Here is a 16,917-nt window from a genome sequence, read left to right on the forward strand (position 1 = left end):
CCCGCATGTTCTACGGGGTGATGCTCCTCTCGGGAGCGCTGTGGACGCTCGCCTACCTGCTCATCCTGCGCCAGGGATACCTGGACCGCACCTACGGGATGCCGCTCGCAGCACTCAGCGCGAACATCTCCTGGGAGTTCGTCTTCTCCTTCATCTACCCCCCGCACTCGATCCAACACCCCGTCAACGTGGTCTGGTTCTTCCTGGACCTGCTCATCGTGCTGCAGACGCTCGGCTTCGGACCCCGCGAGTTCCCCGACCTCTCCCGGCCCCTCTTCTACGCCACCTTCGCCCTGATGGTCGCCATCGCCCTCCCCACCATCATCCTCATGAGCCGTACCTTCGGAGATTACGACGGCGCCTACTCGGCCTTCGGCCAGAACCTCATGATGTCCGCCCTGTTCATCGCCATGCTCTACAACCGACGCTCACTGCGCGGACAGTCACTTTCGATAGCCCTCTGCAAGCTCTTCGGTACGGCCGCGGCCTCCTTCGCCTTCTACTTCTACTCCACCGACTACAGCGGCTCCCCCCTCCTCACCTCCCTCTACCTCGCCATCTTCGCCCTCGACCTCCTCTACACCCTCCTGGTCCTCGCCGCGACCAGGATGCGCCCCACAGCACGGGACAAAAGACCTCCCGCCAGCACCAGCATATAGAGAACCATTACCGATAAAACCCCGCCAGAAGCCAGTCTCTGTTACAAACTTCCGGCCGCCCTCACGTTAACGACAATCGTTCCCGGTAAGTCTGTGAAGAAGCATGAGCCGCCCGAAAATCCCTTTGCAGAGCGCTTTTCAGGGTCTTTCAGGAAATATTCTTGATACAGGTCACGCCTTGTTGTTGGTCGGGTGGTGCTGTGATTAAATAGCCCTGGAGTAGCAAGCTTGTCAAAGCACAGCGGGGGTTAGATGCTAAAGATAGAGAACCTGCACGCCGGGATAGAAGGCAAGGAGATCCTCAAGGGCGTCGATCTGGAGGTAGGGCTCGGGGAGATCCACGCCATAATGGGCCCGAACGGTGGGGGCAAGAGCACGCTGGCGAGCGTTCTGATGGGGCACCCCCGCTACGAGGTCACCGAGGGGTCTGTGACCTTCGACGGGCACGACGTGCTCGAGCTCGAGCCCGACGAGCGGGCGAAGCTGGGGATGTTTCTGGCGTTCCAGTATCCGAGCGAGGTACCGGGAGTCTCCGTAGCGAACTTCCTGCGCACGGCGGTCAATTCGGTCAGGGAGCAGGAGCTCTCCCCGATGGAGATGTACCGGCTCCTGCAGGAGAAGATGAAGATCATGAAGATGGACCCGAGCTTCGCCGAGAGGTATCTCAACGAGGGCTTCTCCGGCGGGGAGAAGAAGCGCAACGAGATCCTGCAGATGCTCATGCTCGAGCCAAAGCTCGCCATCCTGGACGAGACTGACTCCGGGCTCGACATAGACGCGCTGCAGGTCGTGGCCGACGGGGTCAACAGCATGCGCGGCCCCGACTTCTCGGCGATCGTGATCACGCACTACCAGAGGATCCTGCGTTACATCGAGCCCGACTACGTGCACGTCATACTCGACGGCAGGATCGCCACCTCCGGCGGCAAAGAGCTCGCCGAGGAGCTGGAGCAGAAGGGCTACGACTGGGTCCGGCAGGAGTTCGGCGCCGGGGCCCAGAGCTGAAGGAGGAGAAAGATGCCTGAAGAGAAGAGCATCACCGAACTCGGTCTCGACGAGTACAAGTACGGGTTCCGCGACCCGGAGGAGTACTTCTTCAAGACCCCGCGCAAGGGGATAGACCCCGAGGTCGTGGCGATGATCTCCAAGCACAAGGGCGAGCCACAGTGGATGCTCGAGTTTCGCCTCAAGGCGCTCGAGTCGTTCCTGGAGAAGCCGCTGCCCACGTGGGGTGCGGACCTCTCCGACCTCGACTTCGACGACATCTACTACTACATAAAGCCGGTCGAGAACCAGGGGCGCTCGTGGGATGAGGTCCCCGAGACGATAAAGAACACCTTTGAGAAGCTCGGCATCCCGCAGGCCGAGCGCGAGTCGCTCGCCGGTGTCGGGGCGCAGTACGAATCTGAGGTCGTCTACCACTCGCTCAGGAAGGAGCTCGAGGAGCAGGGGGTCATCTTCCTGGACATGGACGGCGGCCTCCGCGAGCACGAAGACATCGTGCGCGAGTACTTCGGGACGGTCATCCCGCCCGACGACAACAAGTTCGCCTCGTTAAACAGCGCGGTCTGGAGCGGCGGGTCGTTCGTCTACGTGCCCAAGGGCGTGCACGTGGACATCCCGCTGCAGGCGTACTTCCGGATCAACGCCCAGAACATGGGCCAGTTCGAGCGGACGCTCATAATCGCGGACGAGGGCTCCTACGTCCACTACATCGAGGGGTGCACCGCCCCGACCTACACGACCAACTCGCTGCACTCGGCGGTGGTCGAGCTCATCGCCAAGCCGGGCGCGCGCATCCGCTACTCGACGATCCAGAACTGGTCGCACAACACCTACAACTTGGTGACCAAGCGCGGGGTGGCCTACGAGAACGCGACCATCGAGTGGGTCGACGGCAACCTGGGCTCGAAGACCACGATGAAGTACCCGGCGGTCTACCTGATGGGCGAAGGGGCGCGCGGCGAGATCCTCTCGGTCGCCTACGCCGGGGACGGCCAGCACCAGGACACCGGCGGCAAGGTCGTGCACGTCGCGCCGAACACCTCGAGCCGCATAACCTCCAAGTCGATCTCGAAGGGCACGGGCAGGGCCAGCTACCGGGGGCTCCTGAAGGTACACCCCGGGGCGGTCAACTCCAAGAGCCGGGTCGAGTGCGACGCCTTGTTGCTCGACGAGCAGGCCCGCACCGACACCTACCCGTACATCGAGATCGAGGAGAAGAAGGTAACGACCGAGCACGAGGCCTCGGTCTCGAAGGTCGGCGAGGACCAGCTCTTCTACCTGATGAGCCGCGGGCTCTCCGAGGACGAGGCGATGGCGATGGTCGTCAACGGCTTCATCGAGCCGATCGCCAAGGAGCTCCCGCTCGAGTACGCGATCGAGCTGAACCGTCTGATCCAGCTGGAGATGGAAGGTTCGGTCGGGTAGGAGGCCGGGAGGCTCGCGGTCCGGCAGAGAACGTGCTTTCGGGGCGGGCTCCCTCCGGGGGTCCGCCCCGTTTCCTGAGAGAGACGGGCGTAAGTATCAAACGCAGAGAGAGGTGGAAGATGAGCGAGAACGGCGTGCCGGAGGTTCTGAAGAGCAGGGGCCTGAGCGTCGAGGTGGTGAAGGCGCTCTCGGCGTACAAGGACGAGCCGCGCTGGCTGGCGGAGAAGCGGCTCGCGGCGTGGCACCTCTTCGAGAAGACGCCGATGCCGACGCTGCGCGACGAGGAGTGGCGCTACACCGACGTCTCGGACATAGACCTGAACTCGTTCGTCCCCTACGCCGCGAGCCCGGACGTGGAGCGCGAGGGGGATCTGCCCGACGCCGTACAGACCATGATCCGGGAGGGCGAAGAGAACTCGGCCCTTCTCGTGCAGCACAACTCCGAGACCACCCTGAGCCGGGTTGACGAGGAGCTCACGGCGAAGGGCGTCGTCTTCACCGACCTGCACACCGCCCTCAGGGAGCACGGGGAGCTGCTCGAGGAGAAGCTCTTCGGGCTCGTCCCGGCCGACTACGACAAGTTCGCCTCGCTCTCGGCGGCGCTGTTCTCCGGGGGATCGTTCCTGTACGTGCCGCGCGGCGTCGAGATAGAGGTCCCGATCCAGAGCTACCGCTGGCTGGACGTGACCGGATCGATCATGCCGCGCACGCTGGTCATCGTCGAGGAGGGCGCCGTCGTCACCTACATCGACGAGTACGCCTCCTCCGGCGGAGAGGACGACGAGTTCGCCCTCTCCAACGGTGCGGTCGAGCTCTACGTCGGCGAGGGGGCCAGCCTGCGCTACGTCTCGCTGCAGAACTGGGGGCGCAACGTGGTGCACTTCAACACCATCCGCGGGGAGACCGGACGCGACGCCACGCTCAACAGCCTGGTCGTCTCCTTCGGGGCCGACCTCTCGCGCACCAACGTCGAGGCAGGCCTGGCCGCCCCGGGGAGCGACTCGGAGATGCTCGGGCTCTACTTCGCCGACTCCAACCAGGTCATAGACCACCACACCCTGCAGGACCACCTCGCCCACGACGCCCACTCCGACCTGCTGTACAAGGGCGCGGCGCGGGATGAGGCGCTCACGGTCTTCTCCGGCCTGATCCGGGTCGAGCCCGGGGCACAGAAGACCGACGCCTACCAGACCAACCGCAACCTGATCCTGGGCACCGAGGACGCGATGGCGATCTCGCTGCCCAAGCTCGAGATACAGGCCGACGACGTCAAGTGCTCGCACGGCTCGACGACGGGGCAGGTCGACGAGGAGGAGCTCTTCTACATGATGAGCCGCGGCGTCCCGCGCGTGGAGGCGGAGAAGCTGGTCGTCTTCGGGTTCTTCGGCGAGGTGACGAGCCGTATCCCGCTTGAGGGCGTCCGGGAGAAGCTCGACCGGGTGATCGAGGAGAAGATCGGGCTCAGCGCCGGGGAGCGTGTGGCCTAGGATGGCGGAGTTCCACAAGCTGGCGGCCGCAGGAGAGATAGGGCCCGGCCAGATCCGGCGCTACACCGTCGCGGAGAGGCCCGTCGCCCTGTGCAACATCGAAGGCGAGTTTCACGCCTTCGAGGACATCTGCACCCACCAGTACGCCCACCTGAGCGAGGGCGAGCTGCTTGAGGGCGGCCGCATCAAGTGCCCGCTGCACGGCGCCGTCTTCGACGTCCGGACCGGGGAGGCGAAGAGCCTCCCCGCCGTCAAGCCCGTCCCCAAGCACGAGGTGAAGATCGAGGACGGCTTCGTCTACGTCGCGCTCAACCCCGAGCGGGTGAAGGTCGGCGGGAGGCGCCGCCGCAGGAGGTAGAAGTGTACGACGTGGAGAAGGTCCGCTCGGACTTCCCGATCCTCTCGCGCGAGGTAAACGGCCACCCCCTCGCCTACCTGGACAACGCGGCGACCTCCCAGAAACCCCGCCAGGTTCTCGCGGCGCTGGAGGAGTACTACACCCACCACAACGCCAACGTCAAGCGCGGTGTGCACCGCCTCGCGGAGGAGGCGACCTCGCTCTACGAGGGCGCGAGGGAGAAGGTCGCCCGCTTCATCGGGGCGCCGGATGCACGCGGGCTGGTCTTCACCCGCGGGACGACCGAGGCGATAAACCTGGTCGCCCACGGCTGGGCGAGGAAGTTCCTGCGCGAGGGCGACGAGGTAGTCCTGACCGAGGCCGAGCACCACTCGAACCTCGTGCCCTGGCAGCTCGCCGCGGGGGCGACCGGAGCCCGTCTGCGCTTCATCCCGATACGCGAGGACGGAACGCTCGACATGGAGGAGGCAGAGCGCATCATCGGGGAGCGCACCCGCCTCGTCTGCTGCGCCCACGCCTCGAACGTGCTCGCGACCGTCAACCCCGTCGAGCGCCTGGCGCGGATGGCCCACGCACACGGAGCGCTCCTGCTCGTCGACGGGGCGCAGAGCGCGCCGCACCTGCCGGTGGACGTGGAAGAGCTCGGCTGCGACTTCTTCGCCGCGAGCGGGCACAAGATGCTCGGTCCCACGGGGGTGGGGTTCCTGTGGAGCCGTCCCGGGCTGCTCGAGGAGATGGACCCCTTCCTGGGCGGCGGGGAGATGATCCGGGAGGTGCACCTTGACCACTCCACCTGGAACGACATCCCGTACAAGTTCGAGGCCGGGACGATGAACATCGCGCAGGCCGTGGGGCTCGGCAAAGCGGTAGACTATCTGCGGGAGCTCGGCATGGATGAGATAAGAGAGCACGAGAGCAGGCTCGGGCGCTACGCCTGCGAGCTGCTCTCCGCGGAGGTCGAAGACGCCGTCATCTACGGCCCCGGGGAGGAGCGCACCGGGGTCCTCGCGTTCAGCCTGCCCGACGTGCACCCGCACGACCTGGCGCAGCTTCTGGACCAGGAAGGCATCGCGATAAGGAGCGGCCACCACTGCTGCCAGCCGCTCATGCGCCGCCTCGGCGTCGTGGCGACCGCGCGGGCGAGCTTCTACCTCTACAACACGGAGGATGAGGTACAAAGGTTCGTCGGCGCGGTGAAGAAGGCCCGCGAGTTCTTCGGAGCGTTCGCCTGAGATGATGCGCGACCTCTACGGCCAGATCATCATGGACCACTACAGGCGCCCCCGCAATCGGGGCGAGCTGGAAGGTGCCGGGCTCACCGAGCACCTGCTGAACCCACTCTGCGGCGACGAGGTGACCGTCTACGCCACCTTCGAGGAGGACAGGCTCGCCGATGTCAGGTTCACCGGGCGGGGGTGTTCGATCTCGCAGGCCTCGGCCTCGATGATGACCGAGCGGCTCAAAGGCAAGAGCCGGGAGGAGGCAGAGCAGGAGATAAAGCGCTTCAAGCGGATGATGACCGGTGAGGAGGAGTTTCCCGAAGGCGAGGAGCTCTACGCCCTCAAGGGCGTGATCCAGTACCCCTCCCGCGTCCGCTGCGCCACGCTCGCCTGGGACGCCTTCGAGCGGGGGCTCGGGAAGACATGACGCGGGGCATCTTGATCGGTGGTCTGGTCGAACGACCGGGGATACTGGGCGAGCGGGAGGACGTGCTCTCGCTCGCCGGTCCAGAGATAGAGGGCGGGTACATCCGGGTGAGCTCGGGCGGGTTCTCCGCCGTCGTCGGGCGCGAGGAGGCCGGCGAACGGGCGATGGTCGCGACCCGGCACAACGCAGAAGAGATCACGCCCGAGCGCGGCGGCCCGTGGCGGCTGGTCGTCCTCGGCGGCCCCTGCTACCGGAGCGTCAAGAACCTGGAGCGCGTCGAGCTGCTCGCGGAGACCCCGAGGGAGACGGCGAAGGAGATCGCGCTCGGGCGCATCTCCGGCGGGGAACGGTAGAGAGCGGTCGCTGCTGCTAAAATCTCCCGTACTATGATGCTCTCACGTCGTACCGCGAACATTCTGCTCGTTATCGGACTCTACACCCTCTTCGTCTGGGGTACCCGGGCGATAACCTTCTACCAGCAGCTCAGGGACGGGACGATGGTCGCGCCGGCCGTCCACTTCACGCTCGTCGTGATAGGGGTGGTCATAGGGATCTACCTGACCTACCTGGGCTTCAAGGGACGCTCCGCCGCTCCCCGTAGGAAGGGCTAGGAGCCGTCCCTCCACCAGCTGTCCGTGTCCTGCCGCGAAGGCTCCGATCCTCGCGCGGTGGAGTAGTTGGGGACCAGCCGGCGCAGGATCTCGAGCGCCCTGCGGTCATCCTGGGCGCGGGCGTAGAAGACCATCTCCTCCGCGAGCGCGAGCGGGTCCTCCTCGGGAACCACCTCCGATGAGAGCCTGAAGACCATCGGGTGGTCCGTGGGTTCGCGGCGCTCGTCGATCCCGGAGAGTTCCTCCCGGATCTTCTCCCCCGGCCTCAGGCCGGTGTAGCGGATCTCCACGCCCGCAGCGCCCATTACCTCGATCATCTTGCGCGCCAGGTCGACTATCCTGACCGGCTCGCCCATCTCGAGCAGGTAGGTGCCGTAGGAGTCGGCCATCGCCCCGGCCTGCAGGATCAGGGAGACCGCCTCCGGGATGGTCATGAAGTAGCGGGTCATCTCGGGATGGGTGACGGTGACGGGGCCCCCGGCCTCTATCTGCCGGCGGAAGGTCGGCACCACCGACCCCCGGCTCCCGAGGACGTTCCCGAAGCGCACCGAGGCGTAGACCGTCTCCGGGTACTCCTCGGAGAACGCCCGCACGATGATCTCCGCCAGGCGCTTGGTCGCCCCCATCACGTTCGCCGGGTTGACGGCCTTGTCGGTCGAGACGTTGACGAACTTCTCGGCCCCGTACTCCCCGGCGGCCCGGGCGACGTTTATCGTGCCGTAGACGTTGTTGACGATGGCCTCGGTCGCCTGCAGCTCCATCATCGGAACGTGCTTGTACGCAGCGGCGTGGAAGACGAGCTCGGGCCGGAAGCGCTCGAAGGCGTGGCCCACCCGGTCGGGGAGCGTGACGTCCCCGACGAAGAGCTCGGCCTCGGAGAAGTCCTCGCGCGAGAGCTCCTCGCTCAGGTAGTAGAGCCCGCTCTCGTCGCGGTCGAAGAGGATGAGCTTCGCCGGCCCGAGCCGCGAGATCTGGCGGGAGAGCTCCCGCCCGATCGAACCGCTCGCCCCGGTCACCAGAACCCGCCGTCCGTTTATGTACCCCGAGAGCGCGTCGAGGTCTATGTCCACAGGCTCGCGCCCGAGCAGATCCTCTATCTGCAGCTCCCTGAGCCTTATCGTGCCGTGCGAGAGCACCTCGTCGAGCTCTGGCATGACCTTCACCTCGACCCCGGCCCTCACGCAGCTGCGCCAGATCGAATCCATCCACTCCCGGCTCGCCCGCGGCACGGCGATGATCACCTGGTCGACGCCGTGCCGGGATATGACCTCCTCCACGTCGCCGGGGCCGCCGAGCACCGGAACCCCCTCGATGTGCCGCCCCACGTCCTCCCCCGACTCGCTGATGAACCCGACCACCTGCGCGTTCATCGCCGGCGTGCGCCAGATGTGCGAGGCGAGCGCCACCCCGGCCTCCTCGGCCCCCACGATCACCGTGCGCGTCCTGCGTCCGATCTCCCTCAAAGAAAGCTCGTAGAAGACCCTGGGATACAGCCTGACCGCGACGAGCTGCACGTACGCCAGGACCGCCCCCACCAGGACCACCGAGAGCGGGACCGGCCGGTAAGGCAGGATCAGCTCGCCTATCGCGTAGTCGGCGATGAGCATGACCCCGGCCGCGATCGCCGTCGCGCTCGCCACCTGTACTCCCTGGTAGATCCCGGTGTAGCGCAATATGCTCTGGTAGACCCCGCTCTCCCAGAGCAGCAGCACGAAGACCACCGCCCCGAAGAGCGCAAAAGGCCAGAAAGCCTCCCACCAGGTGTCCCTCACCTGGCCGTCGAACCTGAAAAGAAGCCCCACGACGAGCGACTCGAGCACGATCGCCGCATCCACCAGCATCGCCGCCCCGCGCCTGAGCGTCGGCGGCGATTGGCGCAGCCGCTGCTGCGCCCTCCCGAGTAGCTCCGTCCCCCTCTCTTTAAGCATCATTGCGTTATTTTACAGTTTGTTGAGGACGCAGGTCCAGAGAGAACACCTCCCACCCTTCGATCATACACCGCTAGGAGGAGAAAACCTTCAGCGAGGGCAACGCGGCGAGCGCGCAGCAGACGGCGGCGGCGAGGGCGATCCCGGCGACGGCGGTCCCTCCACCCCGGGCGAACAGGAGGGCGGCGAAGCCGGAGAGCACGCTCGCGCCGTAGTAGAGGTTGCTCGTGCGGCGGTGCAGCGCGGTCGAGGGGGTTATGCGCTGGTAGACGTGCTCCCGGTGGGCGGAGAAGACGTTCTTCCCGGCCAGGAGCCTGCGGAGGAGCGTGTAGGCGGTGTCGAAGAGGTAGGGGGTGAAGACGAGCGCGCAGGCCACCGACCCGATGGGGGACCATACGTCACCCGGCACGGGGGCGTAGAGGGTGACGGCGGCGAGCGCGAACCCCAGGAAGTAGCTGCCCGCGTCGCCGCAGAAGGTGGAGGCCGGGCTCACGTTCCAGACGAGGAAGCCCGCGGCGGCCCCCGCGAGGGCGGGGAGGAAGGCTCCCGCGCCGCCGGAGAGGGCGTGCAGGAAGAAGGCGCTCGAGATGGCCACCCCGCCGGTGATGCCGTCTATACCATCCATGAAGTTGAAGGCGTTGGAGAGGGCCGAGACCCAGAGCACCCCGACGACGAAGACCGCGGCGGCCAGGAGCCCGTCGGCGCGGGCCAAGAGCTGCGGTGGGTCGTAGAGGAGGAGCCCGGCGGCGGCCAGGAGCTGGGCGAGCGCCTTCGTCCCGAAGTGCAGCCCCCGCAGGTCGTCGGCGAGCCCGACCACCCCGATCAGGGTGGCCGCCACCAAAAGCGGCCAGACGTCCGAGGGGCGCGCGGCGGCGAACCCGACCCAGGTCGCGACGATTATCGCGGGGCCGCCGAGCCGGGGGGTCGGAACCTCGTGCGAGCTGCGGTCGTTGGGTACGTCGAGCAGGTTGCGCCCGAGCGCGTAGCGCACCAGGAGCGGCACGGCCGCGAGCGCGACGAGGAAGGCGAGCCCGAAGGAGACCGTCTCCCTCACCGGCGCACCAGCCCGACCTCGCGCAGCCGCTCCGCCTCGAGCGCTATCCCCTCCTCGAAGGTGCGCGGCGCGTAGCCGAGGTCCCGTCTCGCGGCTTCGTACGGGTAGGCCTTGTCCTCCCTGAGGCGCATCACCTGCTCGGATTTTACCGGCAACGGGAGCCCCACCCTCTCGGCGAGGGCGAGTGCCCGGCGGGCGGGCTCGAGCGGGAGATGCACGAGATGAACCTTCCTGCCCAGCGCCCGGGCCGCCGCGAGCACGAGGTCCCGGTAGGCGAGCGGACGCCTTCCGGGCAGGTCGTAGGTCCTCCCCACGGCGGCGTCCCGCTCCAGCGCGGCGAGCATGCCCCGCGCGAGGTCCTCGTGGTAGACCGGCTGCCAGAGGTTCTCCCCATCCCCGAAGACGAGGAAGACGGGCGACCGGTCGAGGAATCGCAAGAGAAGGTGCATGTTCCTGTCCAGCTCGGTGCCGTAGACCATCGTCGGACGCACGATCGTCCAGGCGAGGTCGCTCTCCCGCACCACCCTCTCGCCCTCCCGCTTGGGACGCGAGCGTGAGGGGTAGGCGGAGTGGGCGCTCGTGCTGCTCACCGCGAGCAGCCGCTCCACCCCGGCGCGGCGCACCGCCTCCACGACTGCGGGAGCGTACTCCACGCCCGCCACGTGAGCGACGGCCTCCACCCCGGCGAACGCGCGGGAGAGCGCACCGGGGTCGCGTACGTCGGCCCGGAGGATCTCCACGTCGTGCCCGGCGAGGCGGCCCGCATTCGGGCTCTCCGGTCGCACCACGCAGCGTACGTCGTGCCCCGAGCGCAAGAGCGCCTCGAGCAGGGCGAGCCCGGGAAGGCTCGTCGCGCCTGTGAGCACGACCCTCATCCCGGAGGGGACGACATCAGCCGGCCAGGCCCGCGGAGACCTTCTCGGCCCACGCGGCGTTCTCCACGTACCAGGCGACCGTCTCGCGGATGCCGCGCTCGAAGGGGTGCTCCTGCCTCCAGCCGAGTTCCCGCCGCAGGAGGGAGGAATCGGTCGCGTAGCGGCGGTCGTGCCCGGGACGATCGGTGACGAAGGAGATCAGGTCGTGAGGTTTGCCCAGGGCGTCGAGGACGATCCTGGTTATCTCCAGGTTGGTGTGCTCGTTGCCCCCGCCGACGTTGTACACCCGCCCCGGCCTGCCCCTCTCCAGGACGAGCGCCACCGCCCGGCAGTGGTCCTCGACGTGCAGCCAGTCGCGGACGTTCATCCCGTCGCCGTAGAGGGGGACCGGCTCGTCCCTGAGCGCGTGGCGGATGAAGGAGGGGATGAGCTTCTCCGGGTACTGGTAGGGACCGTAGTTGTTCGAGCAGCGGGTTATGAGCACGTCCATCCCGTAGGTCTTGTGGTAGGCGCGGCACAGCAGATCCGCCGAAGCCTTCGAGGCCGCGTACGGGGAGTTGGGACGCAGCGGGGTCTCTTCGGTGAAAGGCGGGTCGTCGGGGCCGAGTGAGCCGTAGACCTCGTCCGTCGAGATCTGCAGGAAGCGCGAAACACCGTGCCGGCGGGCCGCCTCGAGCAGGTTCTGGGTACCGAGCACGTTCGTCTCGACGAAGACGCGCGGTCCGGCGATGCTGCGGTCGACGTGGCTCTCGGCGGCGAAGTTCACCACCGCGTCGAAGCCCCCGGAGAAGAGCGCCTCGACGAGCTGCGCGTCCTCTATGCTGCCGTGCACGAAGCGGTAGTTCGGCGCGTCCGCGAAGTCTTCGGTGTTCTCGAGCCAGCCCGCGTAGGTGAGGGCGTCGAGGTTCACCCACTCGGTCTCGGGACGCTCGCGGACCATCAGGCGCAGGAAGTTGCACCCGATGAAGCCGCAACCGCCGGTGACGAGGACCCGCCTCATGGAGACATCTGCCGACACGGGGGCATTTAACCACCCGGCGGCAGGTCGCTCAAGATCACCCCTCCGGCAGCCGCCCCCTGAGGTCATCCGCGGAGAAGGGCCCCTTCTCGGCGATGAGGGCACGGGCGTTCTCGACCTGATCCCAGACGTTCCAGAGCAGCACCCCCCGCACCCGTCCGTCACGCAGGTAGTAGACGACCCCCTCGCGGCCGGGTTCCTTCCAGTCGGAGACGGTCTCGAGGGTGGAGTCGAGCTCGCCGACGGCCTCGTAGCCCAGCTCGAAGAGGTCCGAGTAGAAGAAGGGCAGGTGGTGGTAGGGCTCTCCGGCCCCGGCCATGTTCCGGCCGGCCTGCTGGCCCATCGTGTTGGCGTTGTCCTCGTGCTCGACCCGCAGCCGGCTCCCGAGCGCGGGGTTGTAGAAGCGGGCGACGTCACCCGCCGCGTAGACGTCGGGCGCGCCGGTGAGCAGGTGCTCGTCGACGATGATGCCGTCGTCCACCTCGAGCCCGGCCGCCTCGGCCAGGGAGGTCTCGGGGCGTATCCCGAGCCCGGCGACGACGCCATCGGCCTCGATCTCCCTGCCCTCCGAGGTACGCACCACCTTCCTGCCGCCGCGATCTCCGATGCCCTCGACCGTCTGCCCGGCGAGCACCTCGACGCCCTTCTCCCGGTAGTAGTCGTTGAGGAAGCCGGAGAGCTCGGACGGGAAGGTGCGTGCCCCGATCCCGTCCTCCGGGAAGACCATCGTCACCCGACGGTCGTTCATCGCGAGCGCCGCCGCGATCTCCGAGCCGATGAACCCCCCGCCTATGACCACGAAGCGCTCTCCCCGCTCCGCCAGGTCGCGCAGCCTCTCGTAGTCCGCGAAGGTGCGGAAGTAGATCACGCCCTCGTCCCCGCCGGAGGGCAGCCGGCGCGGCGTCCCCCCCGTCGCCAGAAGCAGCTTCCCGAAGGTGTGCTCCTGACCCCGCTCGTCGGTGACGCGCCGGCCCTGCAGGTCCAGCGCCCGCGCCCGCACCCCGAGGTGCAGCTCTACCCCCCCGATATCCTGCGTGTCACGCCAGATGCCATCGACCGGGTCACCCTGCCAGAGCCCCTTCGAGAGCGGGGGCCTGTCGTAGGGGGGTACGTCCTCCCCGCAGAATATCCCTATGGTGCCACCCTCGTCCAGCTGCCGGATGCCGCGTACGGCCGCGTCGGCGGTCATCCCGCCCCCTATCACCAGGTAATCGTAGTGCGCCACCTTCTCGACGACCTCCTCTCGCCACGTTCGCCGGCCTCCTCCCGAAGAAGGCCACGCCATCCGAAATGGTATCGCAGTCCGCTGGGGAAACCCATCCACATAAACTGCTAGAATCCCCGGCGGCCGCGCCGCCACGCAACCTCGCGGTGGAGTGCGCCGTACCCGTTCAGGCATGGTATACGACCAGAGTACATGGAGGTGAGCGACCGCCCTTGCGAAACCACCGTTACGCGGCAGCCATAGCCGCGGTAGGGGTCCTGCTGCTGGCGGCCTACGTCTCGGCTACCATGCTGGATTCCGGCGAGCCCCCCCTGCCCTTCCCCCCCAACACGCTCTGGAGCCCTGGAGGAGCCGGGCTACTCGTGCAGGCTGGCGCCGTCCTCTTCGGCTCCCTCATCCTCGCGCTCGTGGCCCTGACGGACGACGAGAGGTGACGGCGCTCACCCGTGCCTCTGGCGGGAGACGCCGGAGAGGGTCCCGCTCTGAAAGGCGTTCTTCCCCGGCCACTCCTCCCACAACACGGACTCGTACAGCGGGTAGGTGATCGTCTCCCCCTCGGGGGGACTCTCTATGAGCCTCTCGGCGCAGTAGCGCCAGAAGGAGGCGTACCCGCCGAAGCGTTCGTCGAGACGTTCGATCAGGCCGCGGTAGGTCTTCGCCAGGTGCACCGCCATGCGGGTGGGCATAGCTTCGGAGGAGCGGGTGTGGATCTTCTCCTTCCTGACCCTGAAGCCTGCATCGGGGTCCACCCCCAGGAAGGCGTACACCTCCCGCATCAGGCGTTCGGGATGGAAGTGGACGTCTTCGAGGAAGCCGACGAAGATCCGCTCCGGCGGGTAGTACTCCCCCCAGTTCTCGAGCACCCCCAGGTAATCCGTCTGCAGCCGGGAGTCCCTGCGCCGGAACTCGGCGAGCACATCCTCGTCTCTTCCCGGGTCCGTCCGGCCGCGCTCTCCCTTGTCGAAGCTCATCATCGCGTGCGACCAGGCCCGCTCTATGGGGTTGCGCATCATGTAGATGATCTTCGCTTCCGGCATCAGCCGGTGGACGCGCGAGATCATGTACGGCCTGAGGATGGCGTACCCCGGCGTGATATCCCCGGTGATCTTCGTCCGCCCCGGCTCGAAGAGCGAGGCGTACCACCCGTCGCCGGGGGGCCTGAAGTAGTAGTTGACCTCCCAGAGAACGTTTTGCAGCCTGAATTTTCTCCGGTGCCGCAGGGCCCGCGCCCGCACCTGCCTGCGCCACCTGGCGTCCTCCGGACGATCCCCGAAAAACTTCTGCATCAGGAAAGGTACCACGTGCCGTGGATCACCCATCCTTACGTCGAAGTAGTGGAGCTCTTTGATCGGGGGAAGCCAGACCTGCGGGTGTGCCCGCAGGTTGCGGTCCAGCCACGTCGTGCCCGCCTTCTGCGCCCCTATGCATAGAAAATCCGGAAACAACCCTGCCGCCTTCCCCCTTCGTATAGATCTCACCCGGCTCGCTTCAGCCTCTCCTCCAGATGCTCCATGAAACGCGCAAACCCCTCCCGCTCCTGCTCCAGGGTGTGCCTCGCCGCCGTGGCGTACCCATTCTGCCGCAACCGCTCCAGCTCCTCAAGGCTCATGCGGCGCAGGGCTTCGAGCGCCCGCACGTAGCTCTTCTCGTCGTCGAGGGCGACCTCGAGGCAGTTCTCGCCGAAGCGGCAGTAGGCCAGGTTCCCCCCGGCGTCGGGCGTGAGCAGTATCGCGCCCGCGGCCATCGCCTCGAGCCCCGGCATGTAGAACCCCTCCTCGGCGAGCGGGGTCGCCAGGAACACGTCCGCCCAGTGGTAGAGGTCCCTGAGCTCGTCCCAGCCGACCGGGTCGCGGACGGCCCGGAACTCGAAGCCACGCCCGTCCAGGATCCCCGCCACCCTGTCCCCGACGTCGGACTTCCATGTCGTATATCCGACCCGCACCGGGGAACCCAACCCCCCGGAGCGCTCCCGGTGGAAGAACCCGACGTCGTGCCCCAGCGGGATCACCTCGTTGAGCGACGAGGTGTTCAGGTATGGCTTTACCGCCTCCAGCACCACCTCGTTGGTCATGATGCGGGCCATCGGGCGGGTGAGGAGCCTCAGGGCGTATCCCCCCGTGAACTTAGGATTGGCCCAGCGGACGTTCTGCACGATGCAGATCACCTGCTCGTGCAGCGTCCAGCGGCTCATCCTCCGCTCGACGATCTCGTAATGCTCTGGCCAGGAGACGAACGCCAGCTCGAAGGGCCCGACGGCCGCCTTCTCCAGGTCGGTGAACCTGATGCCGTTCTCCGGCGAGATGCCGGAGAACCGCTCGTTGCGGAAGAGGGGCATCGTGGGCTTGTAGGTCTCCGGGCAGCAGACGACCGGCTCGTAGCCCAAAGAGAGCGCGTGGTTTACGTAGTCGAAGATCTTCACCACCCCACCCACCGGGGTGAAGGTGGGGGTGAGAAAGTAGATCCTGCGCCCTCTTCCAGCCACGCTAGAGCCCCTCCAGGATGCGCGCCAGCGGCTCCACCGCGACCTCCGGATCGACCATCTCCCGCGCTAGCGTGCGGGCGTTCTTCTTCTTGCGGTAGACCTCCTCCGGGTTCGCGATGATCTCATCGAAGACCCTCCCGACCTCCCGCGGTCTCGCCGGGTCGACGAGCCATCCGGCGTCGTAGCGTGAGATCATGCGCGAGACCTCCGTGAAGGGTGGATGAACGACCGGCACCCCGCACGCGAGCGCCACCACCGAGCGGGTCACCATCGCGTACTCCCGCTCCAGGTTGTGCTCGAAGAGGTCGACCGCGACGTCTACCCCGGCGAGGAACCTCCTGAAGTCCGAGAAGCGCATCTGTCCGTGCGCCGTGACCGAAGGATGGGCGGCGATGCGATCCAGGTCTCCCTTGGAGGCGTGTGCACGCTCGACGTTCCCGCCCCAGTGCCAGGGAGTGAGGAGATCAAGACTCACCCCCGGACGGTCGAGCCGTCCCTCCAGCTCCCCGACCCACGCCCCGAGCGTGCCCCACTGCTGCAGGTAGCCCGCGATCGCGAACCGCACCCCCTCGCGCATCTCCGGCTCCCCACCCCCGAAGGCGAGCGGGACGCACATGTTCACCACCTCGAACGGCAGGTGCCTTACGTCGCGTCCGGCCTGCAGGAGCCAGGCCAGGAAGTAGGGCACCTTCTTCTCGCCGTTGACGATGAAGGCGTCGGCGAGCCGGATCGCGCGCAGCTTGCGCTCCCGAAGGAGTTCGAGCTCCCCGGCCGGGTACTCCTCGCCTCGCTGGTAGAGCGTCTCGAGCATCTTGGGGGCGAAGAAATCCAGCACGTAGCGCACGCCTTCGACGGGGCGCAGGTGGTCGGCCTGGTTCGAGTTGATCATGATCGCAACCGCCGGGGAGTTGGCCTCCAGGAACCCCGCGAGCCTCCGGGCGGCCACCACCACGGTATCCGGCGCGGTGGGATGAGGGACGGCGCTCCCGAACCTGAACCACTGCCGCTCGGCGAACCCCCGCGTCAGTACGGTCTTCACCTCGAAGCCGTGCGCCCGCAGCCCCTCGGCGAGCCCGAACGCCCTCAACCCCGGGGCGGCGACCGGCATCTCCTGGGCCGGCACGATGTCGTTCGAGATCACGA

Annotated in this window: 18 protein-coding genes; 10 read left to right on the forward strand and 8 right to left on the reverse strand. The window is 67.1% G+C overall.

Features of this window, described 5'->3' with window-relative positions; translation table 11 throughout:
• Positions 1 to 5: 5 nt before the first annotated feature.
• From PJB24_RS07225 to PJB24_RS07265, 9 genes are all read left to right on the forward strand, one after another.
• The gene (locus PJB24_RS07225) at positions 6 to 659 is read left to right on the forward strand and encodes a transmembrane-type terpene cyclase (RefSeq protein WP_273844260.1); all 654 of its coding nucleotides are present in this window, start codon (positions 6 to 8) and stop codon (positions 657 to 659) included.
• A gap of 252 nt (positions 660 to 911) precedes the next feature.
• Complete coding sequence (gene sufC / locus PJB24_RS07230) at positions 912 to 1,664, forward strand: Fe-S cluster assembly ATPase SufC (protein WP_273844262.1); 753 nt, start codon at positions 912 to 914, stop codon at positions 1,662 to 1,664.
• A 12-nt stretch (positions 1,665 to 1,676) separates the two neighbouring features.
• Positions 1,677 to 3,089 (forward strand): Fe-S cluster assembly protein SufB, encoded by a 1,413-nt coding sequence (gene sufB, locus PJB24_RS07235; protein WP_273844264.1) that lies wholly within the window; start codon positions 1,677 to 1,679, stop codon positions 3,087 to 3,089.
• 119 nt (positions 3,090 to 3,208) lie between these two features.
• Positions 3,209 to 4,576, forward strand: a complete 1,368-nt coding sequence (gene sufD, locus PJB24_RS07240; protein WP_273844267.1) for a Fe-S cluster assembly protein SufD — start codon at positions 3,209 to 3,211, stop codon at positions 4,574 to 4,576.
• Position 4,577: 1 nt separating this feature from the next.
• Positions 4,578 to 4,934, forward strand: a complete 357-nt coding sequence (locus PJB24_RS07245; RefSeq protein ID WP_273844270.1) for a non-heme iron oxygenase ferredoxin subunit — start codon at positions 4,578 to 4,580, stop codon at positions 4,932 to 4,934.
• Between the two features lie 2 nt (positions 4,935 to 4,936).
• Positions 4,937 to 6,166: a cysteine desulfurase gene (locus tag PJB24_RS07250; RefSeq protein WP_273844272.1), complete on the forward strand. Its 1,230-nt coding sequence runs from the start codon at positions 4,937 to 4,939 to the stop codon at positions 6,164 to 6,166.
• A 1-nt stretch (position 6,167) separates the two neighbouring features.
• The gene (gene sufU, locus PJB24_RS07255) at positions 6,168 to 6,581 is read left to right on the forward strand and encodes a Fe-S cluster assembly sulfur transfer protein SufU (protein ID WP_273844274.1); all 414 of its coding nucleotides are present in this window, start codon (positions 6,168 to 6,170) and stop codon (positions 6,579 to 6,581) included.
• On the forward strand, positions 6,578 to 6,934 hold the full coding sequence (locus tag PJB24_RS07260; protein ID WP_273844276.1) for a molybdopterin-dependent oxidoreductase: 357 nt from the start codon (positions 6,578 to 6,580) through the stop codon (positions 6,932 to 6,934). The genes sufU and PJB24_RS07260 overlap by 4 nt, the downstream gene beginning before the upstream one ends.
• Before the next feature lie 33 nt (positions 6,935 to 6,967).
• Positions 6,968 to 7,192: a hypothetical protein gene (locus tag PJB24_RS07265; RefSeq protein WP_273844278.1), complete on the forward strand. Its 225-nt coding sequence runs from the start codon at positions 6,968 to 6,970 to the stop codon at positions 7,190 to 7,192.
• Here the strand turns inward: PJB24_RS07265 and PJB24_RS07270 are convergent.
• The 5 genes from PJB24_RS07270 to PJB24_RS07290 form a co-directional block, all read right to left on the reverse strand.
• On the reverse strand, positions 7,189 to 9,120 hold the full coding sequence (locus PJB24_RS07270; RefSeq protein WP_273844280.1) for a nucleoside-diphosphate sugar epimerase/dehydratase: 1,932 nt from the start codon (positions 9,118 to 9,120) through the stop codon (positions 7,189 to 7,191). The genes PJB24_RS07265 and PJB24_RS07270 overlap by 4 nt on opposite strands.
• 73 nt (positions 9,121 to 9,193) lie before the next feature.
• On the reverse strand, positions 9,194 to 10,174 hold the full coding sequence (locus PJB24_RS07275) for a glycosyltransferase family 4 protein (RefSeq protein ID WP_273844282.1): 981 nt from the start codon (positions 10,172 to 10,174) through the stop codon (positions 9,194 to 9,196).
• Positions 10,171 to 11,040 (reverse strand): NAD-dependent epimerase/dehydratase family protein, encoded by an 870-nt coding sequence (locus tag PJB24_RS07280; RefSeq protein WP_273844284.1) that lies wholly within the window; start codon positions 11,038 to 11,040, stop codon positions 10,171 to 10,173. Before PJB24_RS07280 ends, PJB24_RS07275 begins: the two co-directional genes overlap by 4 nt.
• 25 nt (positions 11,041 to 11,065) lie before the next feature.
• Positions 11,066 to 12,049 carry a dTDP-glucose 4,6-dehydratase gene (rfbB, locus tag PJB24_RS07285; protein ID WP_273844286.1) on the reverse strand — a complete coding sequence of 328 codons (984 nt, stop codon included), beginning with the start codon at positions 12,047 to 12,049 and terminating at the stop codon, positions 11,066 to 11,068.
• A 55-nt stretch (positions 12,050 to 12,104) separates the two neighbouring features.
• Positions 12,105 to 13,292 (reverse strand): NAD(P)/FAD-dependent oxidoreductase, encoded by a 1,188-nt coding sequence (locus tag PJB24_RS07290; protein ID WP_273844287.1) that lies wholly within the window; start codon positions 13,290 to 13,292, stop codon positions 12,105 to 12,107.
• Between the two features lie 212 nt (positions 13,293 to 13,504).
• On the opposite strand from PJB24_RS07290, the gene PJB24_RS07295 reads away from it, so the two are divergent.
• Positions 13,505 to 13,726 carry a hypothetical protein gene (locus tag PJB24_RS07295; RefSeq protein WP_273844289.1) on the forward strand — a complete coding sequence of 74 codons (222 nt, stop codon included), beginning with the start codon at positions 13,505 to 13,507 and terminating at the stop codon, positions 13,724 to 13,726.
• A gap of 6 nt (positions 13,727 to 13,732) precedes the next feature.
• Here PJB24_RS07295 and PJB24_RS07300 read toward each other — a convergent pair whose 3' ends face one another.
• The 3 genes from PJB24_RS07300 to PJB24_RS07310 are packed head-to-tail and all read right to left on the reverse strand — an operon-like array spanning position 13,733 to position 16,915.
• Positions 13,733 to 14,770: a sulfotransferase family protein gene (locus PJB24_RS07300; RefSeq protein ID WP_273844291.1), complete on the reverse strand. Its 1,038-nt coding sequence runs from the start codon at positions 14,768 to 14,770 to the stop codon at positions 13,733 to 13,735.
• On the reverse strand, positions 14,767 to 15,774 hold the full coding sequence (locus tag PJB24_RS07305) for a glycosyltransferase (protein WP_273844293.1): 1,008 nt from the start codon (positions 15,772 to 15,774) through the stop codon (positions 14,767 to 14,769). The genes PJB24_RS07300 and PJB24_RS07305 overlap by 4 nt, the downstream gene beginning before the upstream one ends.
• A gap of 1 nt (position 15,775) precedes the next feature.
• Positions 15,776 to 16,915: a glycosyltransferase gene (locus PJB24_RS07310; RefSeq protein ID WP_273844294.1), complete on the reverse strand. Its 1,140-nt coding sequence runs from the start codon at positions 16,913 to 16,915 to the stop codon at positions 15,776 to 15,778.
• Positions 16,916 to 16,917: the final 2 nt, after the last annotated feature.

The organism is Rubrobacter calidifluminis, assembly GCF_028617075.1.
Taxonomy (GTDB): Bacteria; Actinomycetota; Rubrobacteria; order Rubrobacterales; family Rubrobacteraceae; genus Rubrobacter_E; species Rubrobacter_E calidifluminis.